Source organism: Acidovorax sp. KPB24-07 (assembly GCF_057543315.1).
In genome coordinates this window covers 1-1,985 of sequence record NZ_BAAJYS010000518.1, presented here as the reverse complement: position 1 = coordinate 1,985, position 1,985 = coordinate 1, and the positions used below count along the sequence as shown (strand labels likewise).

Below are 1,985 nucleotides of genomic sequence, written 5' to 3'. Positions count from 1 at the left end.
AGCGCGTGCTGGTGCTGCCGCTGTATCCGCAGTATTCGTCCACCACCACGGCCAGCGTGGTGGACGACGTGCAGGCCTGGACGCGCAGGCAGCGGCGGCTGCTGGAGTTTCGCTTCGTGAACAGCTATCACGCGCACCCGGGCTACATCCAGGCCCTGGCGCAAAGCGTGCGCGCGCACTGGAAGCGCGAGGGTGGCCGGGCCGAGCAACTGGTGATGAGCTTTCACGGCATTCCCGCGCGCAACGTGCAGTTGGGCGACCCCTACCAGCAGGAATGCCTGACCACCGCCACGCTGGTGGCGCAGGCCCTGGGCCTCTCGCCCGAGCAGTACCGGGTGACCTTCCAGTCGCGGTTCGGCAAGGCCCGCTGGCTGGAGCCCTACACCGAGCCCACGCTGATCCAGATGGCCCAGTCCGGCACGCGCAGCGTGGACGTGATGTGCCCGGGCTTTCCCTGCGACTGCCTGGAAACCCTGGAGGAAATCAACCAGGAAGCGCGCGAGGCATTCCTGCACGCGGGCGGCCAGGCGTTCCGCTACATCCCCTGCATGAACGACGACAACGCCTGGATCACCGGCCTCAGCCAGATCGCCCAGCAGCACCTGCAGGGCTGGGACACGCACTGAGGCACGCCGAGCACGGACGGCCCGCCATGCAGATTTCCGCCCCTTCCGCCACCCGCACGCTGTGGTTCACCGGCCTGTCGGGCGCGGGCAAGACGACGCTGGCGCAGGCCTTCGCCAGCCGGCTCCAGGCCCGCGGCATCGCCTGCACGGTGCTGGACGGCGATGTGCTGCGCGGCGGCCTGAACGCCTCGCTCGGGTTCAGCGCCGCCGACCGCAGCGAGAACATCCGACGCACGGCCGAGGTGGCGCGCCTGTTCAACGAGGCCGGGCTGTGGGTGGTCGCCGCCCTGATCTCGCCCCAGGAGAGCGACCGCCAGCGGATGCGCCAGATCGTGGGCGAGGACCGCTGCCGCCTGGTGTGGGTCCGCACGCCCCTGGCCGTGTGCGAGGCCCGGGACCCCAAGGGCCTGTATGCGCGGGCGCGGGCCGGCCAGTTGCCGGGGTTCACCGGCGTGGGCGGGGCCTACGACGAGCCCCGGGATGCGGACTTCGAGATCGATACGGCGGGGGCCTCGGTACAGGCCTGCGTCGAGGCGCTGTGGGCCACGCATGGCCCGCCCCCCACCGCGCAGGGGCCGGCGCGATCCGCCGAGCGCTGAAGGGCCCGGCAACACAGCCCGACAGGCCTTCAGCGCAATCAAATCGCCGGCATCATGCTATTGATTCAATAGCAAACCTGTGGCCGCATGCGACACGGGCCACCCGCCACGGGCCGCAGTGCAGCCCCGCTCACTCCGGCACGCTGATCGCGCCGCTGGTCACGGTGATGGCATTGCCGTTCACCGGCGTGGCGGCGATGGCCGGCACGTTGGCCGCCGTGATCGCGGGCGCGCTGCCCGGCTGGCCGCCGCGCGGCACCGTGCGCACCACCTGGCTGGCGGGCAAGGCGGTGCCGTTGGCGAGGTGGTCGTACATGGCGTCGAGCGCACGGTTCAGGTACACGTGCAGCGGGATGTAGCGCGTGTCGTAGCCCGGCAGCACGCCGGTCAGGCCGATGAAGCTGTCGAAATGCTGTGCGTTCGTCACCTCGATGTAGCGCAGGCGGCTGGACGCGCCTTCCACCCGGCGGTTCAGCGCCGCATAGGGGCGGGAGGTGTGGTTGACCGGCAGCAGGGCGTCCGAGCGGCCGTGCACGATGATGGCGGGCTTGCCGCGCAGGTTGCCGCTGCGGCGGGTTTCGTCCACGCCGGCCTGCAGCCGCTGCGCCGCGTCGTCGGTGCCCGTCACGAGGTTGCGCAGGCACAGCGCGCCGCTCAGGTTCCAGTCGCGCGCGCCGGTGGCGCTCTGCGACAGCACGTCGCGCGTGGCGCCGCCCAGGCTGCGGTTGTTGACGAGCTGCACGCCCGCCGAGGGCGGCAC

The 1,985-nt window shown here is 71.4% G+C and carries 3 protein-coding genes; 2 read left to right on the top strand and 1 reads right to left on the bottom strand.

The window, feature by feature from the left end; all coding sequences use genetic code 11:
* Nucleotides 1-626: ferrochelatase (hemH, locus tag AC27IQ_RS23340; protein ID WP_487090975.1), on the top strand; the 626-nt coding region annotated here is incomplete at its 5' end.
* A 26-nt stretch (nt 627-652) separates the two neighbouring features.
* The gene (gene cysC / locus AC27IQ_RS23335; RefSeq protein WP_284428743.1) at nt 653-1,225 is read left to right on the top strand and encodes an adenylyl-sulfate kinase; all 573 of its coding nucleotides are present in this window, start codon (nt 653-655) and stop codon (nt 1,223-1,225) included.
* Between the two features lie 130 nt (nt 1,226-1,355).
* On the opposite strand, the gene AC27IQ_RS23330 is transcribed toward cysC, so the two are convergent.
* On the bottom strand, nt 1,356-1,985 hold a 630-nt coding region (locus tag AC27IQ_RS23330), incomplete at its 5' end, for a 3-hydroxybutyrate oligomer hydrolase family protein (protein WP_487090974.1).